The organism is Noviherbaspirillum sp., assembly GCF_035254865.1.
Taxonomy (GTDB): domain Bacteria; phylum Pseudomonadota; class Gammaproteobacteria; order Burkholderiales; family Burkholderiaceae_D; genus Noviherbaspirillum.
On sequence record NZ_DATFAF010000075.1, the window covers coordinates 73,889 to 89,058 of the forward strand.

17 protein-coding genes are annotated in these 15,170 nt (G+C 56.9%); 13 read left to right on the top strand and 4 right to left on the bottom strand.

The features are described 5' to 3' along the window. Positions 1-3: 3 nt before the first annotated feature. Both VJ651_RS17775 and ppsR read right to left on the bottom strand, forming a co-directional pair. Positions 4-366, bottom strand: coding sequence for a hypothetical protein (locus VJ651_RS17775; RefSeq protein ID WP_324108719.1), 363 nt, complete (start codon positions 364-366; stop codon positions 4-6). A 176-nt stretch (positions 367-542) separates the two neighbouring features. After that, positions 543-1,391, bottom strand: coding sequence for a posphoenolpyruvate synthetase regulatory kinase/phosphorylase PpsR (ppsR, locus tag VJ651_RS17780; protein ID WP_136417318.1), 849 nt, complete (start codon positions 1,389-1,391; stop codon positions 543-545). 174 nt (positions 1,392-1,565) lie between these two features. On the opposite strand from ppsR, the gene ppsA reads away from it, so the two are divergent. The 3 genes from ppsA to VJ651_RS17795 all read left to right on the top strand — a co-directional run bounded on the left by ppsA (position 1,566) and on the right by VJ651_RS17795 (position 5,650). After that, on the top strand, positions 1,566-3,992 hold the full coding sequence (gene ppsA / locus VJ651_RS17785; RefSeq protein WP_324108720.1) for a phosphoenolpyruvate synthase: 2,427 nt from the start codon (positions 1,566-1,568) through the stop codon (positions 3,990-3,992). Positions 3,993-4,290: 298 nt separating this feature from the next. Then, positions 4,291-4,707, top strand: coding sequence for an NfeD family protein (locus VJ651_RS17790; RefSeq protein ID WP_324108721.1), 417 nt, complete (start codon positions 4,291-4,293; stop codon positions 4,705-4,707). 22 nt (positions 4,708-4,729) lie between these two features. Next, the gene (locus tag VJ651_RS17795; protein ID WP_211097302.1) at positions 4,730-5,650 is read left to right on the top strand and encodes an SPFH domain-containing protein; all 921 of its coding nucleotides are present in this window, start codon (positions 4,730-4,732) and stop codon (positions 5,648-5,650) included. A gap of 19 nt (positions 5,651-5,669) precedes the next feature. On the opposite strand, the gene smpB is transcribed toward VJ651_RS17795, so the two are convergent. Then, positions 5,670-6,119 carry an SsrA-binding protein SmpB gene (smpB, locus tag VJ651_RS17800; RefSeq protein ID WP_324108722.1) on the bottom strand — a complete coding sequence of 150 codons (450 nt, stop codon included), beginning with the start codon at positions 6,117-6,119 and terminating at the stop codon, positions 5,670-5,672. A 67-nt stretch (positions 6,120-6,186) separates the two neighbouring features. Between smpB and VJ651_RS17805 the strand changes: the two genes are divergently transcribed. Further along, positions 6,187-6,618, top strand: coding sequence for a type II toxin-antitoxin system RatA family toxin (locus tag VJ651_RS17805; RefSeq protein ID WP_324108723.1), 432 nt, complete (start codon positions 6,187-6,189; stop codon positions 6,616-6,618). Then, positions 6,611-6,907, top strand: coding sequence for an RnfH family protein (locus VJ651_RS17810; protein ID WP_324108724.1), 297 nt, complete (start codon positions 6,611-6,613; stop codon positions 6,905-6,907). The genes VJ651_RS17805 and VJ651_RS17810 overlap by 8 nt, the downstream gene beginning before the upstream one ends. Before the next feature lie 30 nt (positions 6,908-6,937). On the opposite strand, the gene VJ651_RS17815 is transcribed toward VJ651_RS17810, so the two are convergent. Further along, positions 6,938-7,507, bottom strand: coding sequence for a DUF4124 domain-containing protein (locus VJ651_RS17815; RefSeq protein ID WP_324108725.1), 570 nt, complete (start codon positions 7,505-7,507; stop codon positions 6,938-6,940). Between the two features lie 91 nt (positions 7,508-7,598). Here VJ651_RS17815 and guaB point away from each other — a divergent pair, with 91 nt between their 5' ends. The 8 genes from guaB to VJ651_RS17855 all read left to right on the top strand — a co-directional run bounded on the left by guaB (position 7,599) and on the right by VJ651_RS17855 (position 15,152). Then, the gene (gene guaB / locus VJ651_RS17820; RefSeq protein ID WP_136417311.1) at positions 7,599-9,059 is read left to right on the top strand and encodes an IMP dehydrogenase; all 1,461 of its coding nucleotides are present in this window, start codon (positions 7,599-7,601) and stop codon (positions 9,057-9,059) included. Between the two features lie 21 nt (positions 9,060-9,080). After that, positions 9,081-10,118, top strand: coding sequence for a sensor domain-containing diguanylate cyclase (locus VJ651_RS17825; protein WP_324108726.1), 1,038 nt, complete (start codon positions 9,081-9,083; stop codon positions 10,116-10,118). A gap of 18 nt (positions 10,119-10,136) precedes the next feature. Then, entirely contained in the window at positions 10,137-11,717 is a 1,581-nt protein-coding gene (gene guaA, locus VJ651_RS17830; protein ID WP_324108727.1) for a glutamine-hydrolyzing GMP synthase, read from the top strand. Beyond that, positions 11,714-12,349, top strand: coding sequence for a 7-carboxy-7-deazaguanine synthase (gene queE / locus VJ651_RS17835; protein WP_324108728.1), 636 nt, complete (start codon positions 11,714-11,716; stop codon positions 12,347-12,349). The genes guaA and queE overlap by 4 nt, the downstream gene beginning before the upstream one ends. A 5-nt stretch (positions 12,350-12,354) precedes the next feature. Then, positions 12,355-12,801: a 6-carboxytetrahydropterin synthase QueD gene (gene queD / locus VJ651_RS17840; protein ID WP_324108729.1), complete on the top strand. Its 447-nt coding sequence runs from the start codon at positions 12,355-12,357 to the stop codon at positions 12,799-12,801. Positions 12,802-12,807: 6 nt separating this feature from the next. Further along, entirely contained in the window at positions 12,808-13,302 is a 495-nt protein-coding gene (tadA, locus tag VJ651_RS17845; RefSeq protein WP_324108730.1) for a tRNA adenosine(34) deaminase TadA, read from the top strand. A gap of 94 nt (positions 13,303-13,396) precedes the next feature. After that, positions 13,397-14,224, top strand: a complete 828-nt coding sequence (locus tag VJ651_RS17850) for an alpha/beta hydrolase (protein ID WP_324108731.1) — start codon at positions 13,397-13,399, stop codon at positions 14,222-14,224. A gap of 16 nt (positions 14,225-14,240) precedes the next feature. Continuing rightward, positions 14,241-15,152 carry an alpha/beta hydrolase gene (locus VJ651_RS17855; RefSeq protein ID WP_324108732.1) on the top strand — a complete coding sequence of 304 codons (912 nt, stop codon included), beginning with the start codon at positions 14,241-14,243 and terminating at the stop codon, positions 15,150-15,152. The last annotated feature ends 18 nt before the right edge of the window (positions 15,153-15,170 follow it).

Consider the following 15,170-nt stretch of genomic DNA (forward strand, 5'->3'; position numbering starts at 1 on the left):
CCGTCAGATAGAATCGGCGGGCTTGTTCCAACACTCCTGATAGATCAGTCCAGGCGCAACATAGCGCTCTCCGGCGTCGAGCTTGATGTCGCGTTCGAACGGACAGATGTGATCAAACTGATAAGTGCGTCCTTGGATAACTGCGTAGCGGTAAATCTGGGCATCGCGATAACTGCCTATCACTTCTGCGACACGCTCAGGGTGCGAGGCCCCCGCATCTTCCTGGGATGACAGGGCATTTTTTGCATTGGGCAAGAGTCCCAGCGATTCAATATCCGATTCGACGTTTCCCAATCCGTCCTTCAGCGCCCAGAAGAAGAAGAGCAGCCCGCCCCACAATACCAGTTCAATCAGCATGAGATCCATGTCTGCCTCCATTCGTCTTTCCTTTATTTATACCCAATTTGTAAGCTTTGTGTAAGGTTTTTTGTCAGAGTTCCAGAATAAAAAGAAATGAAACAAAAAAGCCGTCGTGCATCTACACGGCGGCTTTTGTATTAAAGACAAGGGTTGGAGGGGATGGAGCGGAGGCCGCTTCGAGGCTAATACGACGGATTTTCGGACTTGATCTCCTGAAGAATCATTGTTGCAATTTCTTCAATGGATTTTGCTGTCGACGACATCCAACGGATGCCTTCATGCTGCATCATTTTTTCGGCTTCATTTACTTCATATCGGCAGTTTTCCAACGACGCATACTTGCTCCCCGGTCGACGTTCGTTGCGCACCTCGGAGAGGCGGTCAGGGGCAATGGAGAGGCCGAAAATCTTCCTTTTGTAAGGCAGCAAATCGCGGGGCAGCTTGGCGCGTTCGAAATCCTCGGGAATTAATGGATAGTTGGCTGCCTTTACCCCGTATTGCATTGCCAGGTAGAGGCTGGTCGGCGTTTTCCCTGATCGTGACACGCCCACCAGGATTACGTCCGCTGCTGCAAGATTCTGGTTGGATTGGCCGTCGTCATGTGCGAGTGAGAAATTAATCGCTTCGATACGATTCTTGTAGTCGTCCGAATCAGCGATGTTATGGCTACGCCCAATGGTATGGGTCGACTTGACTCCCAGTTCCTGTTCCAGCGGTTCGACAAACGTCTGGATCAAATCCATGTGCATGCCCTTTGATCGGCGAATCACGGAAGATAGTTCAGACTTCACAAGGGTGGAAAACACAATTGGACGCTTGCCGTCGCGCTCACACGCTTCATTGATGTCGCGCACGGCTTCGTGCGCTTTGTCGAGAGTGTCGATGAACGGCAGACGGATTTGCTTGAATCGCAACTCGAATTGCGTCAAAACGGAATGGCCAAAGGTTTCTGCGGTAATGCCGGTTCCATCGGAAACGAAAAAAACCGTGCGATCGGCCGGTGGCAAGTGAGATGCGGACAAGTCTGGCATAATGTTAATCAAATATAAAGCATGAAAAATTCTGTCGTGTGCGACACGATCCTGTTGCGCACTGTAAAATGACAACCAATTGATTACATCACACCGTGCTCACCAAGAATAACAAAAAGATCCGAGCGGCGACGGCGCATATGAAGATTTCTTATCATCAAAATAGAGGTAGTTATGTCCAACGTATTATCCACAGGGGCGACCCAGGAGGCTACGTACGTAGCTTCATTTGAAAACCTGAGAATGACGGATGTTGAGTCCGTCGGCGGCAAGAACGCGTCGCTCGGCGAAATGATCAGCCAGCTGGCTGGTGCCGGGGTCCGCGTACCCGGTGGTTTTGCAACGACCGCCCAGGCTTTCCGTGATTTTCTTTCGTTCAGCACGAGTGGTGGGGCTACGCTCGGGGACCGTATCGCCGATCGCTTGTCCACGCTCAACATCGACGATGTCCGCGCCTTGGCGCAGGCCGGTGCCGAGATTCGCCAATGGATCGTCGAAACTCCTTTCCAGCCGCGCCTGGAGCAGGAGATCCGCGAGTTTTACCTGCATCTCGTCGCCAGCTCGACGGCGGAGATGTCGTTTGCCGTACGTTCTTCCGCAACGGCAGAGGATTTGCCGGATGCATCGTTTGCAGGTCAACAGGAAACCTTCCTGAATGTGGTCGGCATCGACAATGTGCTCGAAGCGATCAAACACGTCTTCGCATCGCTGTATAACGACCGTGCGATCTCGTATCGTGTGCACAAAGGTTTTACCCATGCTGAGGTTGCACTCTCCGCAGGCGTACAGCGCATGGTTCGATCCGATGTCGGTGCCGCAGGCGTGATGTTTACGCTCGATACGGAATCCGGATTCAAGGACGTGGTGTTCATCACCTCCAGCTACGGATTGGGCGAGACTGTTGTGCAGGGTGCAGTCAATCCTGACGAATTCTACGTTCACAAGCCGATGCTGGAACAAGGCAAACTTCCCGTCATCCGTCGCAATATCGGCTCGAAGCTGATCAAGATGGAATTCACCGGCGAGGCCAAGGCCGGGCGTTCGGTCAAAACGGTCGATGTGCCCATCGAGATGCGCAATCGTTATTCGCTGAACGACCAGGAAATCGTTGAGTTGGCGAAGTACGCGGTCATCATCGAAAAGCACTATGGTCGCCCGATGGACATCGAATGGGGCAAGGATGGCAGGGACGGCAAGTTGTACATTCTCCAGGCGCGTCCCGAGACGGTGAAGTCGCAGCAAAAGTCGACCGATGTGCAGCAACGTTTCAAGCTAAAGAGCAGCGGCACGGTACTTGCCTCGGGCCGCGCAATCGGCCAGAAGATCGGCGCCGGTCCGGTTCGTGTGATTCGCGATCCCTCCGAGATGGAGCGTGTGCAGCCGGGCGACGTACTGGTCGCTGACATGACGGACCCGAACTGGGAGCCGGTGATGAAGCGTGCGTCGGCCATCGTGACCAATCGCGGCGGGCGTACGTGCCATGCGGCGATCATTGCGCGCGAGTTGGGCGTGCCTGCGGTCGTCGGATGCGGCAACGCGACCGACATGCTGAAGGATGGAACGCTGGTGACCGTGTCGTGCGCGGAGGGCGATGAGGGCAGGATTTACGACGGCTTGCTGGAAACGGAAGTGTCGGAAGTTTCTCGCGGCACCCTGCCGGACTTGCCGCTGAAGATCATGATGAACGTCGGCAATCCGCAGCTCGCCTTCGACTTCCAGTCGATCCCGAACGGCGGCGTTGGCTTGGCCCGCCTGGAATTCATCATCAATAACAACATCGGCGTACACCCGAAAGCCATTCTGGAATATCCGGGCATCGACGCGGATCTGAAGAAGGCGGTCGAATCCGTTGCGCGGGGCCATGCATCGCCGAAGGCTTTTTACGTTGATAAGCTTGCCGAAGGCGTGGCGACCATTGCCGCCGCGTTCTGGCCAAAGCCGGTCATCGTGCGCTTGTCCGATTTCAAATCGAACGAGTACAAGAAGCTGATCGGTGGATCGCGCTATGAACCGGACGAGGAAAACCCGATGCTTGGTTTCCGCGGCGCGGCTCGCTACCTGGCTCCCGATTTTGCGGAAGCCTTCGAGATGGAATGCCAGGCAATGAAGCGCGTGCGCAATGACATGGGCTTCACTAACGTCGAGATCATGGTGCCGTTCGTCCGCACGCTGGGACAGGCCGAGAAGGTGGTGAACCTGCTTGCGAAGAATGGTTTGCGGCGCGGCGAAAACGACCTGCGTCTGATCATGATGTGCGAAGTGCCGTCCAACGCGATTCTGGCCGAACAGTTCCTGGAGTTCTTCGATGGCTTCTCGATCGGCTCCAACGACCTGACGCAGCTGACATTGGGCCTCGATCGGGATTCCGGCATGGAGTTGCTGGCTGTTGATTTCGATGAGCGCGATCTTGCGGTGAAGGCGCTGCTTTCCAAGGCCATCGCGGCATGCCGTGCGCAAGGCAAGTACATCGGTATTTGCGGCCAGGGGCCCTCCGACCATCCTGACTTTGCGGAATGGCTGATGAAGGAGGGGATCATCTCGATTTCGCTGAATCCAGATACTGTGATTGATACCTGGCAGAAGCTGGCATCAGCAAGTTAATCCGAGTTTGCTGTAGGGATTCTTCCTACGCAAATTTCACAAAAAGCGCGGATGTTCTGTCCGCGCTTTTTGTTTACGGGCTGCACTGTTGTGTGTCGGCAAAAACGAGGCGGAAAAGCATTTGACGTCGTGGAAATTTGGATTAGACTTGAGCCAACTTGTTACCGAACAATAACCAACAAAAACAGCAGTACCTGGGTGTATTGCGCCCCCGCGACTCTCCGGAGAGCGGGGGCTTTTTGTTTTTGGCATATGATTGAAAAAATCAAATAGGAATGGGGGGGGTATGGCGGAATGGATGATCTGGTTCATTCTGGTGGGCGTTGTCGTAATTCTTGAGATGTTCACCGGAACGTTCTACCTTCTGATGATTGGAATCGGCCTCGCCGCCGGCGGTGTGACCGCATTGGTCGGCGCATCCGACGGCGCGCAATTGGTCGTGGCGGCGATTGTAGGCAGCATCGCGACCTACGGTCTGAGGCGCAGCAAGTGGGGGAGAACAGCGAGGCGAGAGGTTGCACGCGATCCGAATGTCAATCTCGACATCGGCCAGACGCTGGTTGTCGATGCATGGTCCGGCAATGCTGCGCGCACTACGTACCGAGGAGCGCAGTGGGATGTGGAGCTTGAGCACGGCGCCCGCGCACAGCCGGGAGTATTTGTCATCCGCGAAGTCAGGGGAAGTCGTCTCATCGTCGCCAATAGCGACAAATAACAAGAAAGGACGGGTAGTGAAAATGAGTTTTGGAACCCTCAGTCTGGTGATTTTTATCGTCGCGGTGGTATTCGTTGTCAAGACCATCAACGTGGTGCCGCAACAGCATGCATGGGTGGTGGAGCGCCTGGGCAAGTACCATGCGACGCTTGGTCCGGGGCTCAACATCGTGCTCCCCTTTATCGATCGTATCGCCTACAAGCATTCGCTCAAGGAAATTCCGCTCGACGTGCCCAGCCAGGTTTGCATCACCAAGGACAACACCCAACTGCAGGTTGACGGCATTCTGTATTTTCAGGTGACCGACGCGATGCGTGCATCCTACGGTTCTTCGAACTATATCGCGGCCATTACACAGTTGGCGCAGACGACGCTGCGCTCAGTCATTGGACGGCTGGAACTCGACAAGACATTTGAAGAGCGCGACTACATCAACAAGGCGATCGTCAATGCGATCGATGAATCGGCCGCAAACTGGGGCGTCAAAGTGCTGCGCTATGAGATCAAGGACCTGACCCCGCCGAAAGAGATCCTGCATGCCATGCAGGCGCAGATCACCGCAGAGCGGGAAAAGCGCGCATTGATTGCAGCATCGGAAGGGCGCAAGCAGGAGCAGATCAACATTGCGAGCGGCGAACGCGAAGCGGCTATTGCGAGATCAGAGGGTGAAAAACAGGCCGCGATCAATCGTGCACAAGGTCAGGCAGCAGCGATTCTTTCCATCGCCGAAGCAAGTGCGGAAGCCCTGCGCAAGACGGCTGCGGCAATTCGCGAACCAGGCGGTTCAGACGCAGTCAACCTGAAGGTGGCCGAGCAATACGTGAGCGCCTTCTCGCAACTCGCCAAGACCAATAATTCCATCATTGTTCCGGCCAACATGAGCGACATCAGCGGGCTGATTGCGAGTGCCATGCAGGTTGTGAAGTCGCAGCAAAAAGCGTAATGCTGCGTCGGTCGGAGACTCAGCGTCGATTCTGCTTCAGGATGGTTTGCTGTTCGCGTTGCCAGTCGCGCTGTCTTTCGCTCTCGCGCTTGTCGTGCTGCTTCTTGCCTTTGGCCAGGCCGATCTCGCATTTGATTCTGCCCTTGGCGAAGTGCAGATTGATGGGAACCAGTGTGTATCCGGCGCGCTCGACTTTGCCAATCAGTTTTTTGATTTCTTCTGCATTCAGCAGCAACTTGCGTGTGCGGACCGGATCCGGATTGACATGGGTGGAGGCGGCGGACAGCGGGCTGATGTGGGCGCCGAACAAGAAGACCTCTCCTTGGCGCACGATGACGTAGGCTTCCTTCAACTGAACGCGTCCGGCGCGAATCGCCTTGACTTCCCATCCCTCCAAAACCATACCTGCTTCGAAGCGTTCCTCGATGAAGTAATCGTGGAAGGCTTTTTTATTGTCAACAATGCTCATGAATGTGGGAAACAGGACAGGTCAGTTAAAATTCTAAGTTCGTATTTTATCAAACGGATTATTTTCAATGGCTGTCGTACATAAGTCCGTATTGCTTGGCTATAGCGCCGAGCAGATGTTTGCACTCGTAAGCAACTTCGAGGATTACCCGAAGTTTCTTCCGTGGTGCGGAGGCGCTCAAGTGAAGCATCAGGATGGCGACAAAGTGATTGCGTCGATGACGATCAATTACCATGGCGTCAAGCAATCCTTCTCGACGGAGAATACGAATACACCTCCGACTTCAATCAAGATGGTGCTGATCGAGGGGCCTTTCAAGCATCTCAACGGAACATGGACCTTTAAACCCTTGCGATCGGATGCCTGCAAGATCGAATTCGACCTGGAATATGAATTTTCCAGCAAGGTGCTGGAGCAGATCATCGGTCCGGTCTTCAACATGATCGCGAACAGCTTCGTCGATTCCTTCTGCAAGCGGGCGGAGACGGTGTATGACTGACATCCGCGTGCAGATTTGCTACGCAAGGCCGCAATCGCACGACATGCGGGAGCTGGACGTGCGGGAAGGCGCGACCTTGCAATTCGCCATCGAGCAGAGCGGAATCCTGCGCGATGTGCCGGAAATCGACCTTGCCGCCTGCCGCGTTGGCGTATATGGGAAGTTGAAAGCCCTGGATACCGTCTTGCGTGACGGCGACCGAGTCGAAATCTACCGGCCGCTCGTCGCCGATCCCAAGGAGTCCCGGCGCAGGCGGGCTGTGAAAAAGGAAGTGGCGAAAAGTCGCTGAGCGGTCTTCATCCTTGGGCGGGTCGCGCTTCTACTTGCATTCGGCGAGCACCTTTTGGGCATCGCTTCGCTCCTGAGCACGTTGCTCATCTGTCAAGAACGTGCGTTCTCCGTTCTTGTCGACGCGAGCCATACGGCCGCCGGCGTCCAGCGTACGCAGATAATCCCGCGCGTGTTCGCACCGCTTGGCTTTCTCGGACGCGACTCGCGTTTCGTCTGCCGCTTTCTTCTCTTTTTCCGCCTGCTCGGTCATCCGCTTGCGGAATTCGGCATTTTTCTCCGCGATGGTCAGCTCGGGCTTGGTCGACGGCGTAGCCGCCGCTCCAATTTCGGCTGGCGATGTTGCCGGGATCGTGCCGCCTCGCGGCTGTTTCAGTACGCGATTTGCCGGGACGGAAGCTGGCGGCGGCATGTCCGAGAACTGCTTGATGCCTCGCTCATCAAGCCACACATATTGCGCGAATGCGGTACCGCTCAGGGCGATCGTTGTCATGGCGATCGCCGAGGCGGCCAGGTGTCGAAGTGAAAAACGGATCATTGGTATCCTTGCACCGGAAACATAGTGTGGATTTCGCCATGCTTTGACGGGGATGTCAATCAATGAGAGGGGAGATTTCGTCTTAAAAAGTACGCAAAAACAACGTGTTCCGTGGATTACTGTATAATCCGCTTTTGCGCCTATAGGAATCACTATGCGTCTACTCCAAAAAGCACTCACATTCGATGACGTGCTGCTCGTCCCGGCACATTCGGACATTCTCCCCAAAGACACCTCCCTGAAAACGCGCCTGACGCGCAACATCACCCTGAATATTCCGCTGCTGTCGGCCGCGATGGATACGGTCACCGAGGCGCGGTTGGCAATCGCGATGGCGCAGGAGGGCGGCATAGGCATTATTCACAAGAATCTCAAGCCGAAAGATCAGGCGCGCGAGGTCGCAAAGGTCAAGCGTTTCGAGTCCGGCGTGGTACGCGATCCGATCACGATTCCGCCGACCACGCGCATTCGCGACGTGATTGCGTTGTCCGAGCAGCATGGCATCAGCGGTTTTCCGGTCGTCGAAGGCAAGACCGTGGTCGGCATCATCACCAACCGCGACCTACGATTTGAAGAGGAGCTGGATGCGGAAGTGCGTGCCAAGATGACGCCGCGTGAAAGCCTGGTGTACGTGAAGGAAGGCGCAGGACTCACCGAAGCCAAGCGACTGATGAACAAGCACCGCCTGGAGCGTGTGATCGTGGTGAATGACGCATTTGAGCTGCGCGGCCTGATCACGGTGAAGGACATTCAGAAAGCGACCTCGCATCCGAATGCCTGCAAGGACGAACACGGAAAGTTGCGCGTGGGCGCGGCGGTTGGCGTCGGTGCCGACAACGACGAGCGCATCGACCTGCTGGTGAAGGCCGGCGTGGACGTGATCGTGGTCGATACGGCGCATGGCCATTCGAGAGGCGTGCTTGAGCGCGTCAAGTGGGTGAAAACACATTATCCGCAGGTGGACGTCATCGGCGGCAATATTGCTACCGCCGCTGCGGCATTGGCCTTGGCCGAACATGGTGCGGATGGCGTCAAGGTGGGTATCGGTCCGGGTTCGATCTGCACGACACGTATTGTGGCCGGCGTAGGCGTGCCGCAAATCACGGCAATTTCCAACGTTTCCGACGCTCTCAAGTCGAGCGGCATTCCCTGTATCGCCGACGGAGGCATCCGCTTCTCCGGCGACATCTCCAAGGCCCTGGCCGCGGGCGCCTCCAGCGTCATGATGGGCAGCATGTTTGCAGGCACCGAAGAAGCGCCGGGCGAGGTGATTCTGTACCAGGGCCGCAGCTACAAGTCCTATCGCGGCATGGGCAGCCTGGGTGCGATGAGCGAAGGTTCGGCGGATCGCTACTTCCAGGATTCGGCGAGCAATGCCGACAAGCTGGTTCCCGAGGGCATTGAAGGCCGCGTACCTTACAAGGGCAGCGTGCTGGCGATTCTGTATCAGCTGGTTGGTGGGGTGCGCTCGTCGATGGGATATTGCGGGTGTGCGACGATTGATGAATTCCGCGAGAAAGCCGAGTTCGTCGAAATTACGTCGGCGGGCATGCGCGAGTCGCATGTTCATGACGTGCAGATCACGAAAGAAGCGCCGAACTACCGTGCGGAATGATTTCCGCATGCATTCAACGGTATGACACGCGTGGATAGCGCCAAGCACTCAGATACATCGATACTGCGACCAGAGCAGGCCGATGTCCTGAATGGTGATGTCGACCAGCAGATGCTGAGGATCAGCCGCATCGGCAAGACTCTTTTCGATGTGGCGAACTGCGTCATCAGGTTCGGCGATACGCCGCCGGTTTCCTCCGATGGCGGACGTTCGATTGAAGCGATCGAGACTGCTTTTTGCTACAGTATGCCGCTGCAGGACGAGCCGGTAGTGGCGCCTGATACGCGCAGTCATTCGCCGCTCGGTCAGCATCGGGCAGTCACTGGCGCACCGTATATACGCTTTTACGCTTCGCATCCGGTTTATAACGGCGACAAGGCGCTGGTTGGCAGCATCAACCTGGTTGATTATGCGCCGCGGCCCGCGTTTCGCGAACGCGATATTCAGTTGCTCGCGGACCTGGCAGCGCTGGTGGAGCGCGAATTGCATCTCCGCCTGATCAATGCATCGCAGCTGGATCTGCAGAAGAAGAACAAGAACCTTCGGCGCAAGTCGCTGATCGACCCCTTGATCGGCACCTGGAACCGGGGCGCAATCATGCGCATCCTGACGATCGAGGCGGTCCGCTGTGACAAGGCCGGAGTACCGTTATCGCTGATCGTTGCCGATCTTGATTTTTTCAAGAAGATCAACGACACGTATGGACACCCCGCCGGCGATACCGTGCTTGTCAAGGTCGCCAGCCGCTTGCGTTCCTGCATCCGCCCTCAGGAAGCACTGGGGCGCTACGGCGGCGAAGAATTTCTGATCGTGTTGCCGGGGTCGTCCCATGCGACGGCAATGGCCGTGGCGGAACGGATGCGGCTTGCGATTGTGTCGCAGCCGGAGGTGATCGCCGGCACAGCGCTGAATCTGACGATCAGCGCGGGCGTTGCATCCACGGACTTGTTCCCGACTGCGACAACAGAAGAATTGATCAGCCGAGCCGATATGGCGCTGTATGCCGCGAAAGACGCGGGGCGCAATCGGGTAGTCAAGGCGACTCCAGATTTATCCTGATTTTTTTATTCGCACTCCATGCACTCTAAAATTCTCATTCTCGATTTCGGTTCCCAGGTAACCCAGCTGATCGCGCGCCGCGTGCGCGAGGCCGGCGTGTTCTCCGAGGTTTTTCCCTACGATGTCAGCGACGACTTTGTGCGCAACTATGGCGCTGCCGGCATTATCTTGTCAGGAGGACCGAATTCGGTGACCGAGGGCGATACGCCGCGCGCGCCGCAAGCGGTTTTCGAGCTCGGCGTGCCGGTGCTCGGCATCTGCTACGGAATGCAGACCATGGCCGAGCAACTGGGCGGCAAGGTTGAAAGCGGCAAGGTGCGCGAGTTCGGCTATGCGGAGATACGGGCGCGAGGACATACGTCGCTGCTGAACGGCATCAGCGATTTCGTGACGCCGGAAGGCCACGGCATGCTGAAAGTGTGGATGAGCCACGGCGATAAAGTCAACGAGATGCCGCCCGGTTTCAAGCTGATGGCGTCGACCGATAATTGCCCGATCGCCGGCATGGCCGACGAAGAGCGGAAGCTGTATGCAGTGCAATTCCACCCGGAAGTGACGCACACGCAGCAGGGCAAAGCGATCCTCAGTCGTTTCGTCCACGAGATTTGCGGATGCAAGGCGGACTGGAACATGCCCGATTACATCTCGGAGGCAGTCGAGGCGATTCGCAAGCAGGTCGGCAATGACGAAGTCATTCTCGGTTTGTCGGGCGGCGTGGACAGCAGTGTCGCCGCGGCCCTGATTCATCGGGCCATCGGCGATCAGTTGACCTGCGTGTTTGTCGATCACGGCTTGCTCCGGCTCGATGAAGGCAAGATGGTGATGAACATGTTCGGCAAGAACCTGGGCGTGAAGGTCATCCATGTCGATGCGACCGAGCAGTTCATGGGCAAGCTGGCCGGCGTTTCCGATCCCGAGGCCAAGCGTAAGATCATCGGACGCGAGTTTGTCGAAGTGTTCCAGGCCGAGGCCAGTAAGCTGAAAAATGCCAAGTGGCTGGCCCAGGGAACAATCTATCCGGACGTGATCGAGAGCGCCGGCAAGGGCAAGAAAACGGCGCATACCATCAAGAGCCACCACAATGTCGGCGGCTTGCCGGAAACGCTCAACCTCAAGCTGCTGGAACCGCTGCGCGAATTGTTCAAGGATGAGGTGCGTGAACTCGGCGTTGCACTCGGCCTGCCGCACGATATGGTGTATCGCCATCCGTTCCCGGGACCCGGTCTGGGCGTGCGCATCCTGGGCGAAGTGAAAAAGGAATATGCGGATTTGCTGCGCCGCGCCGACGCAATCTTCATCGAGGAATTGCGTGCGACAAAGGACGAGGAAGGCAAGTCCTGGTACGATAAGACCAGCCAGGCATTTGCGGTATTCCTTCCGGTGAAATCGGTGGGTGTGATGGGCGATGGCCGTACCTACGAGTACGTCGTCGCATTGCGTGCGGTACAGACGCAGGATTTCATGACCGCACATTGGGCGCATTTGCCGCACGATTTGCTGGGCAAGGTTTCCAATCGCATCATCAATGAAGTGCGCGGCCTCAATCGCGTGGTGTACGACATTTCCGGCAAGCCGCCGGCGACGATCGAGTGGGAATGACATACAGCGTCAAGGAAATCTTCTACACGCTGCAGGGAGAAGGAACGCATGCCGGACGTCCTGCAGTGTTTTGCCGGTTCACCGGATGTAATTTGTGGACCGGCAGGGAGAGCGATCGCGCCTCTGCCATATGCAAGTTCTGTGACACGGATTTCGTCGGCACCGACGGCGAGTTGGGCGGAAAGTTCAAGGACAGCGAGAGCCTCGCGCAAACCATTGATGCTCTCTGGCCGGCAGCTTATGCGGCAAGCAAGTTCGTTGTATTTACCGGCGGTGAGCCGCTGCTTCAGTTGGACGAGGCGCTGATCAGTAGCATGCACGATCACGGCTTCGAGGTCGCCATTGAAACCAATGGCACCTTGCCGGTACCGGCAGGCGTCGACTGGATCTGCGTCAGTCCGAAAATGGGTTCCGAGCTGTGCGTACGGAAGGGAAGCGAGCTGAAGGTCGTCATCCCGCAGGACGGGCAATCGCTTGCCGACTACGAGTCGCTGGAATTCGAGCATTTTTACGTGCAGCCGATGGCCGGCCCCGACCTCGAACACAATACGCGGCTTGCGATTGAATTCTGCAAGGCGCACCCGAAATGGAAGCTGAGCCTGCAAACGCATAAGCTGCTTCAAATACCCTGATTATCATGTTGACCATTACCCGCAAGCTGGAATTCGATGCCGGTCATCGTATTCCCGATCATAAGAGCCAGTGCCGCAATCTGCACGGGCACCGCTACACGCTCGAAATCACGCTCGTTGGCTCCGTGATTCAGGAAGAGGGCAGTTCCGACAACGGCATGATCATGGACTTTTCCGATGTGAAGGCATTGGCAAAGCAACATCTGGTCGACGTTTGGGACCACGCCTTCCTCGCGTACGAAAAGGACACTGTTGTACGCGAATTCCTGGAATCGCTGCCGGGGCATAAAACGGTCATCATCAGCAGCATTCCAACCGTCGAAAACCTCGCACAGACCGCATTCAATATTCTCAAGGCCGCGTACCAGGACCGTTATGGAACGGGCTTGCGGCTGCATAAGCTGGTCCTGCACGAAACCCCCAACTGCTGGGCCGAAATCACTGAAGACTGAACCTTTATGCAAGAGTCCGTCTACATGCAACTGGCGATCTCGCAAGCGCACAATGCCTGGGCCTTGGGCGAGGTGCCGGTCGGCGCGATCGTCGTGAAAGACGGCGAGGTGATTGCGACCGGATTCAATCAGCCGATCGGAACGCATGATCCGACCGCGCATGCGGAGATCATGGCCTTGCGGGCGGCATCGTCAATTCTCGGCAACTATCGGCTTCCCGGCTGCGAGCTCTACGTGACCCTTGAGCCATGCGCCATGTGTTCCGGCGCAATGATGCATGCGCGACTGGCGCGTGTGGTGTTCGGGGCGTCCGATCCGAAGACGGGCGCCTGCGGCTCTATCGTCAATCTGTTTGAGCAGGAAAAACTCAATCATCACACCGAAGTGGTCGGCGGCGTGCTCGCGGACGAGTGCGGTGCGCTGCTAAGAGAGTTCTTTGCCGAGCGACGGCGCACCACGCAGCGCGCCATCGATTCCGCGATGGAATCGGACAAGAACTGACATTGGCACGCGTTTGGATTCCGGCAGAGATCCGGGCGCTCGTGTACAGTAGTCGGTAATCTTCAAACACCCGCCTTCGTGTGGTGTTCTTATCATGATGCGACAGAGAAAACTGATTTTGAAGCAATCCGATCAGACGCGTCGCCCTCCTGCGGACAATGAATTGCATGAAGTGCAAGCTCCCGGCTGGCTTCTGCTCGCGCTCGAAGGGCGCGCGGCCTGGGAATTCGGCGCGTCGCTGGTTGCGGCGCCTCTGCTCAAGAGCGTTCCAAAGGGGGACGGCCATCCGGTACTGGTATTTCCGGGACTGGTGACGGGAGATTTTTCCACCCTGGTATTACGGAATTACATTGAGCAGTGCGGTTATGTGCCCTATGCATGGGAGCAAGGTCTGAATCTCGGTCCTCGCCCCGGCGTGATCGAACGTTGCGTGGAGCGCGTGCAGTCTCTGCGCCAACATCACAAAGCGCCGGTGAGCCTGGTCGGCTGGAGCCTGGGCGGCATCTACGCACGCGAAATCGCGAAGCAGATTCCCGATGATGTACGCATGGTGGTTACGCTAGGCACGCCGTTTGCAGGCAATCCGAAAGCGAACAACGCCTGGCGGCTCTATGAGATGGCCTGCGGGCAAAGCATAGAAAGCGATCTGCGCACGGTGCATCTGCACAAGACCCCGCCGGTGCCGACAACATCGATCTATAGCAGGACCGATGGCGTTGTCGCGTGGCGCTGCAGCGTGGAGCGTGAATCCGAACGCTCCGAGAACATCGAGATTCATGCGAGCCACCTTGGCATGTGCATGAATCCGACGGCCTTGTATGCCGTCGCCGATCGCCTCGCGCAAACTCATGGGGACTGGCGACGCTTCGACGCGAACGGGCTGGCCGGTGTGAAGAAATTGTTGTACCGAAGCGCGAAATAGCGAAGGGAAATTCGACTTGCCTACAGTTCAAGCAAATGGCATCAAGCTGGCCTACGATCTGCAGGGCGACCCGAAAGGCGAGCCGATCCTGCTCATCGCCGGGCTCGGGCTGCAGCTGATTTCGTGGCCTGATGCGTTTTGCAAAGGATTGACGGATCAGGGATTTCGCGTCATCCGCTTCGACAATCGTGATAGCGGCCTGTCCAGCAAGATGGATCACTTCGGCAAGCCCGATCTGCATTTCGCGTTTTTCAAAACTCTGTTCCACATGCCACTGTTCAGCTGCTACACCTTGTATGACATGGCAAAGGACGCAACCTGTCTGCTGGACGAACTCGGTATCGAAAAAGCTCACATCGTCGGCGCATCCATGGGCGGAATGATTGCGCAGATCATCGCGGCGCGCTATCCGCACCGTGCATTGACGCTGACTTCGATCATGTCCACCAGCGGTCGCCCGGGCTTGCCGGGACCGGCATTGGAGGCGAACAAAGCCTTGTTTTCACGCCCGGACAACCCGCGCGATATCAACAGCGTGATCGATCATTTCGTCAAGATGTTCAAGGTGATCGGCAGCCCGTCATACCCGACTCCCGAGGAAGAATTGCGCATGCGCGTGACCGCAAGCGTGCGGCGTAACGTGAGCGTGAGCGGAACGGCGCGCCAGATCATGGCTGTGGCGTCGTCCGGCGACCAGGGAGCGCTGCTGCGGACCGTCAAAACGCCGACGCTGGTCATCCACGGAACTGACGACCCTCTGGTGCCGGTCGCCTGCGGACGCGACACGGCGCGCTTGGTATCGGGTTCGATCTTGTATGAGATCGAGGGGATGGGGCATGATTTCCCGCCGGCGCTGGATGGTGTATTGTCCGGATTGATTGCGGCGCACTGCAAAGGCGAACTGGAGCCGGAGGCGCGCCGCGCGTGAAGGATTCATTTTCTGGAC

Bases quoted from the DNA above. Each gene is read 5' to 3' on its own strand.
- VJ651_RS17850 (WP_324108731.1), top strand. From the start codon at position 13,397: ATGATGCGACAGAGAAAACTGATTTTGAAGCAATCCGATCAGACGCGT.
- VJ651_RS17825 (WP_324108726.1), top strand. From the start codon at position 9,081: ATGACACGCGTGGATAGCGCCAAGCACTCAGATACATCGATACTGCGA.
- queE (WP_324108728.1), top strand. From the start codon at position 11,714: ATGACATACAGCGTCAAGGAAATCTTCTACACGCTGCAGGGAGAAGGA.
- VJ651_RS17795 (WP_211097302.1), top strand. From the start codon at position 4,730: ATGAGTTTTGGAACCCTCAGTCTGGTGATTTTTATCGTCGCGGTGGTA.
- VJ651_RS17810 (WP_324108724.1), top strand. From the start codon at position 6,611: ATGACTGACATCCGCGTGCAGATTTGCTACGCAAGGCCGCAATCGCAC.
- VJ651_RS17805 (WP_324108723.1), top strand. From the start codon at position 6,187: ATGGCTGTCGTACATAAGTCCGTATTGCTTGGCTATAGCGCCGAGCAG.
- VJ651_RS17790 (WP_324108721.1), top strand. From the start codon at position 4,291: ATGATCTGGTTCATTCTGGTGGGCGTTGTCGTAATTCTTGAGATGTTC.
- tadA (WP_324108730.1), top strand. From the start codon at position 12,808: ATGCAAGAGTCCGTCTACATGCAACTGGCGATCTCGCAAGCGCACAAT.
- ppsR (WP_136417318.1), bottom strand. From the start codon at position 1,391: ATGCCAGACTTGTCCGCATCTCACTTGCCACCGGCCGATCGCACGGTT.
- guaA (WP_324108727.1), top strand. From the start codon at position 10,137: ATGCACTCTAAAATTCTCATTCTCGATTTCGGTTCCCAGGTAACCCAG.
- ppsA (WP_324108720.1), top strand. From the start codon at position 1,566: ATGTCCAACGTATTATCCACAGGGGCGACCCAGGAGGCTACGTACGTA.
- smpB (WP_324108722.1), bottom strand. From the start codon at position 6,119: ATGAGCATTGTTGACAATAAAAAAGCCTTCCACGATTACTTCATCGAG.
- queD (WP_324108729.1), top strand. From the start codon at position 12,355: ATGTTGACCATTACCCGCAAGCTGGAATTCGATGCCGGTCATCGTATT.
- guaB (WP_136417311.1), top strand. From the start codon at position 7,599: ATGCGTCTACTCCAAAAAGCACTCACATTCGATGACGTGCTGCTCGTC.
- VJ651_RS17775 (WP_324108719.1), bottom strand. From the start codon at position 366: ATGGATCTCATGCTGATTGAACTGGTATTGTGGGGCGGGCTGCTCTTC.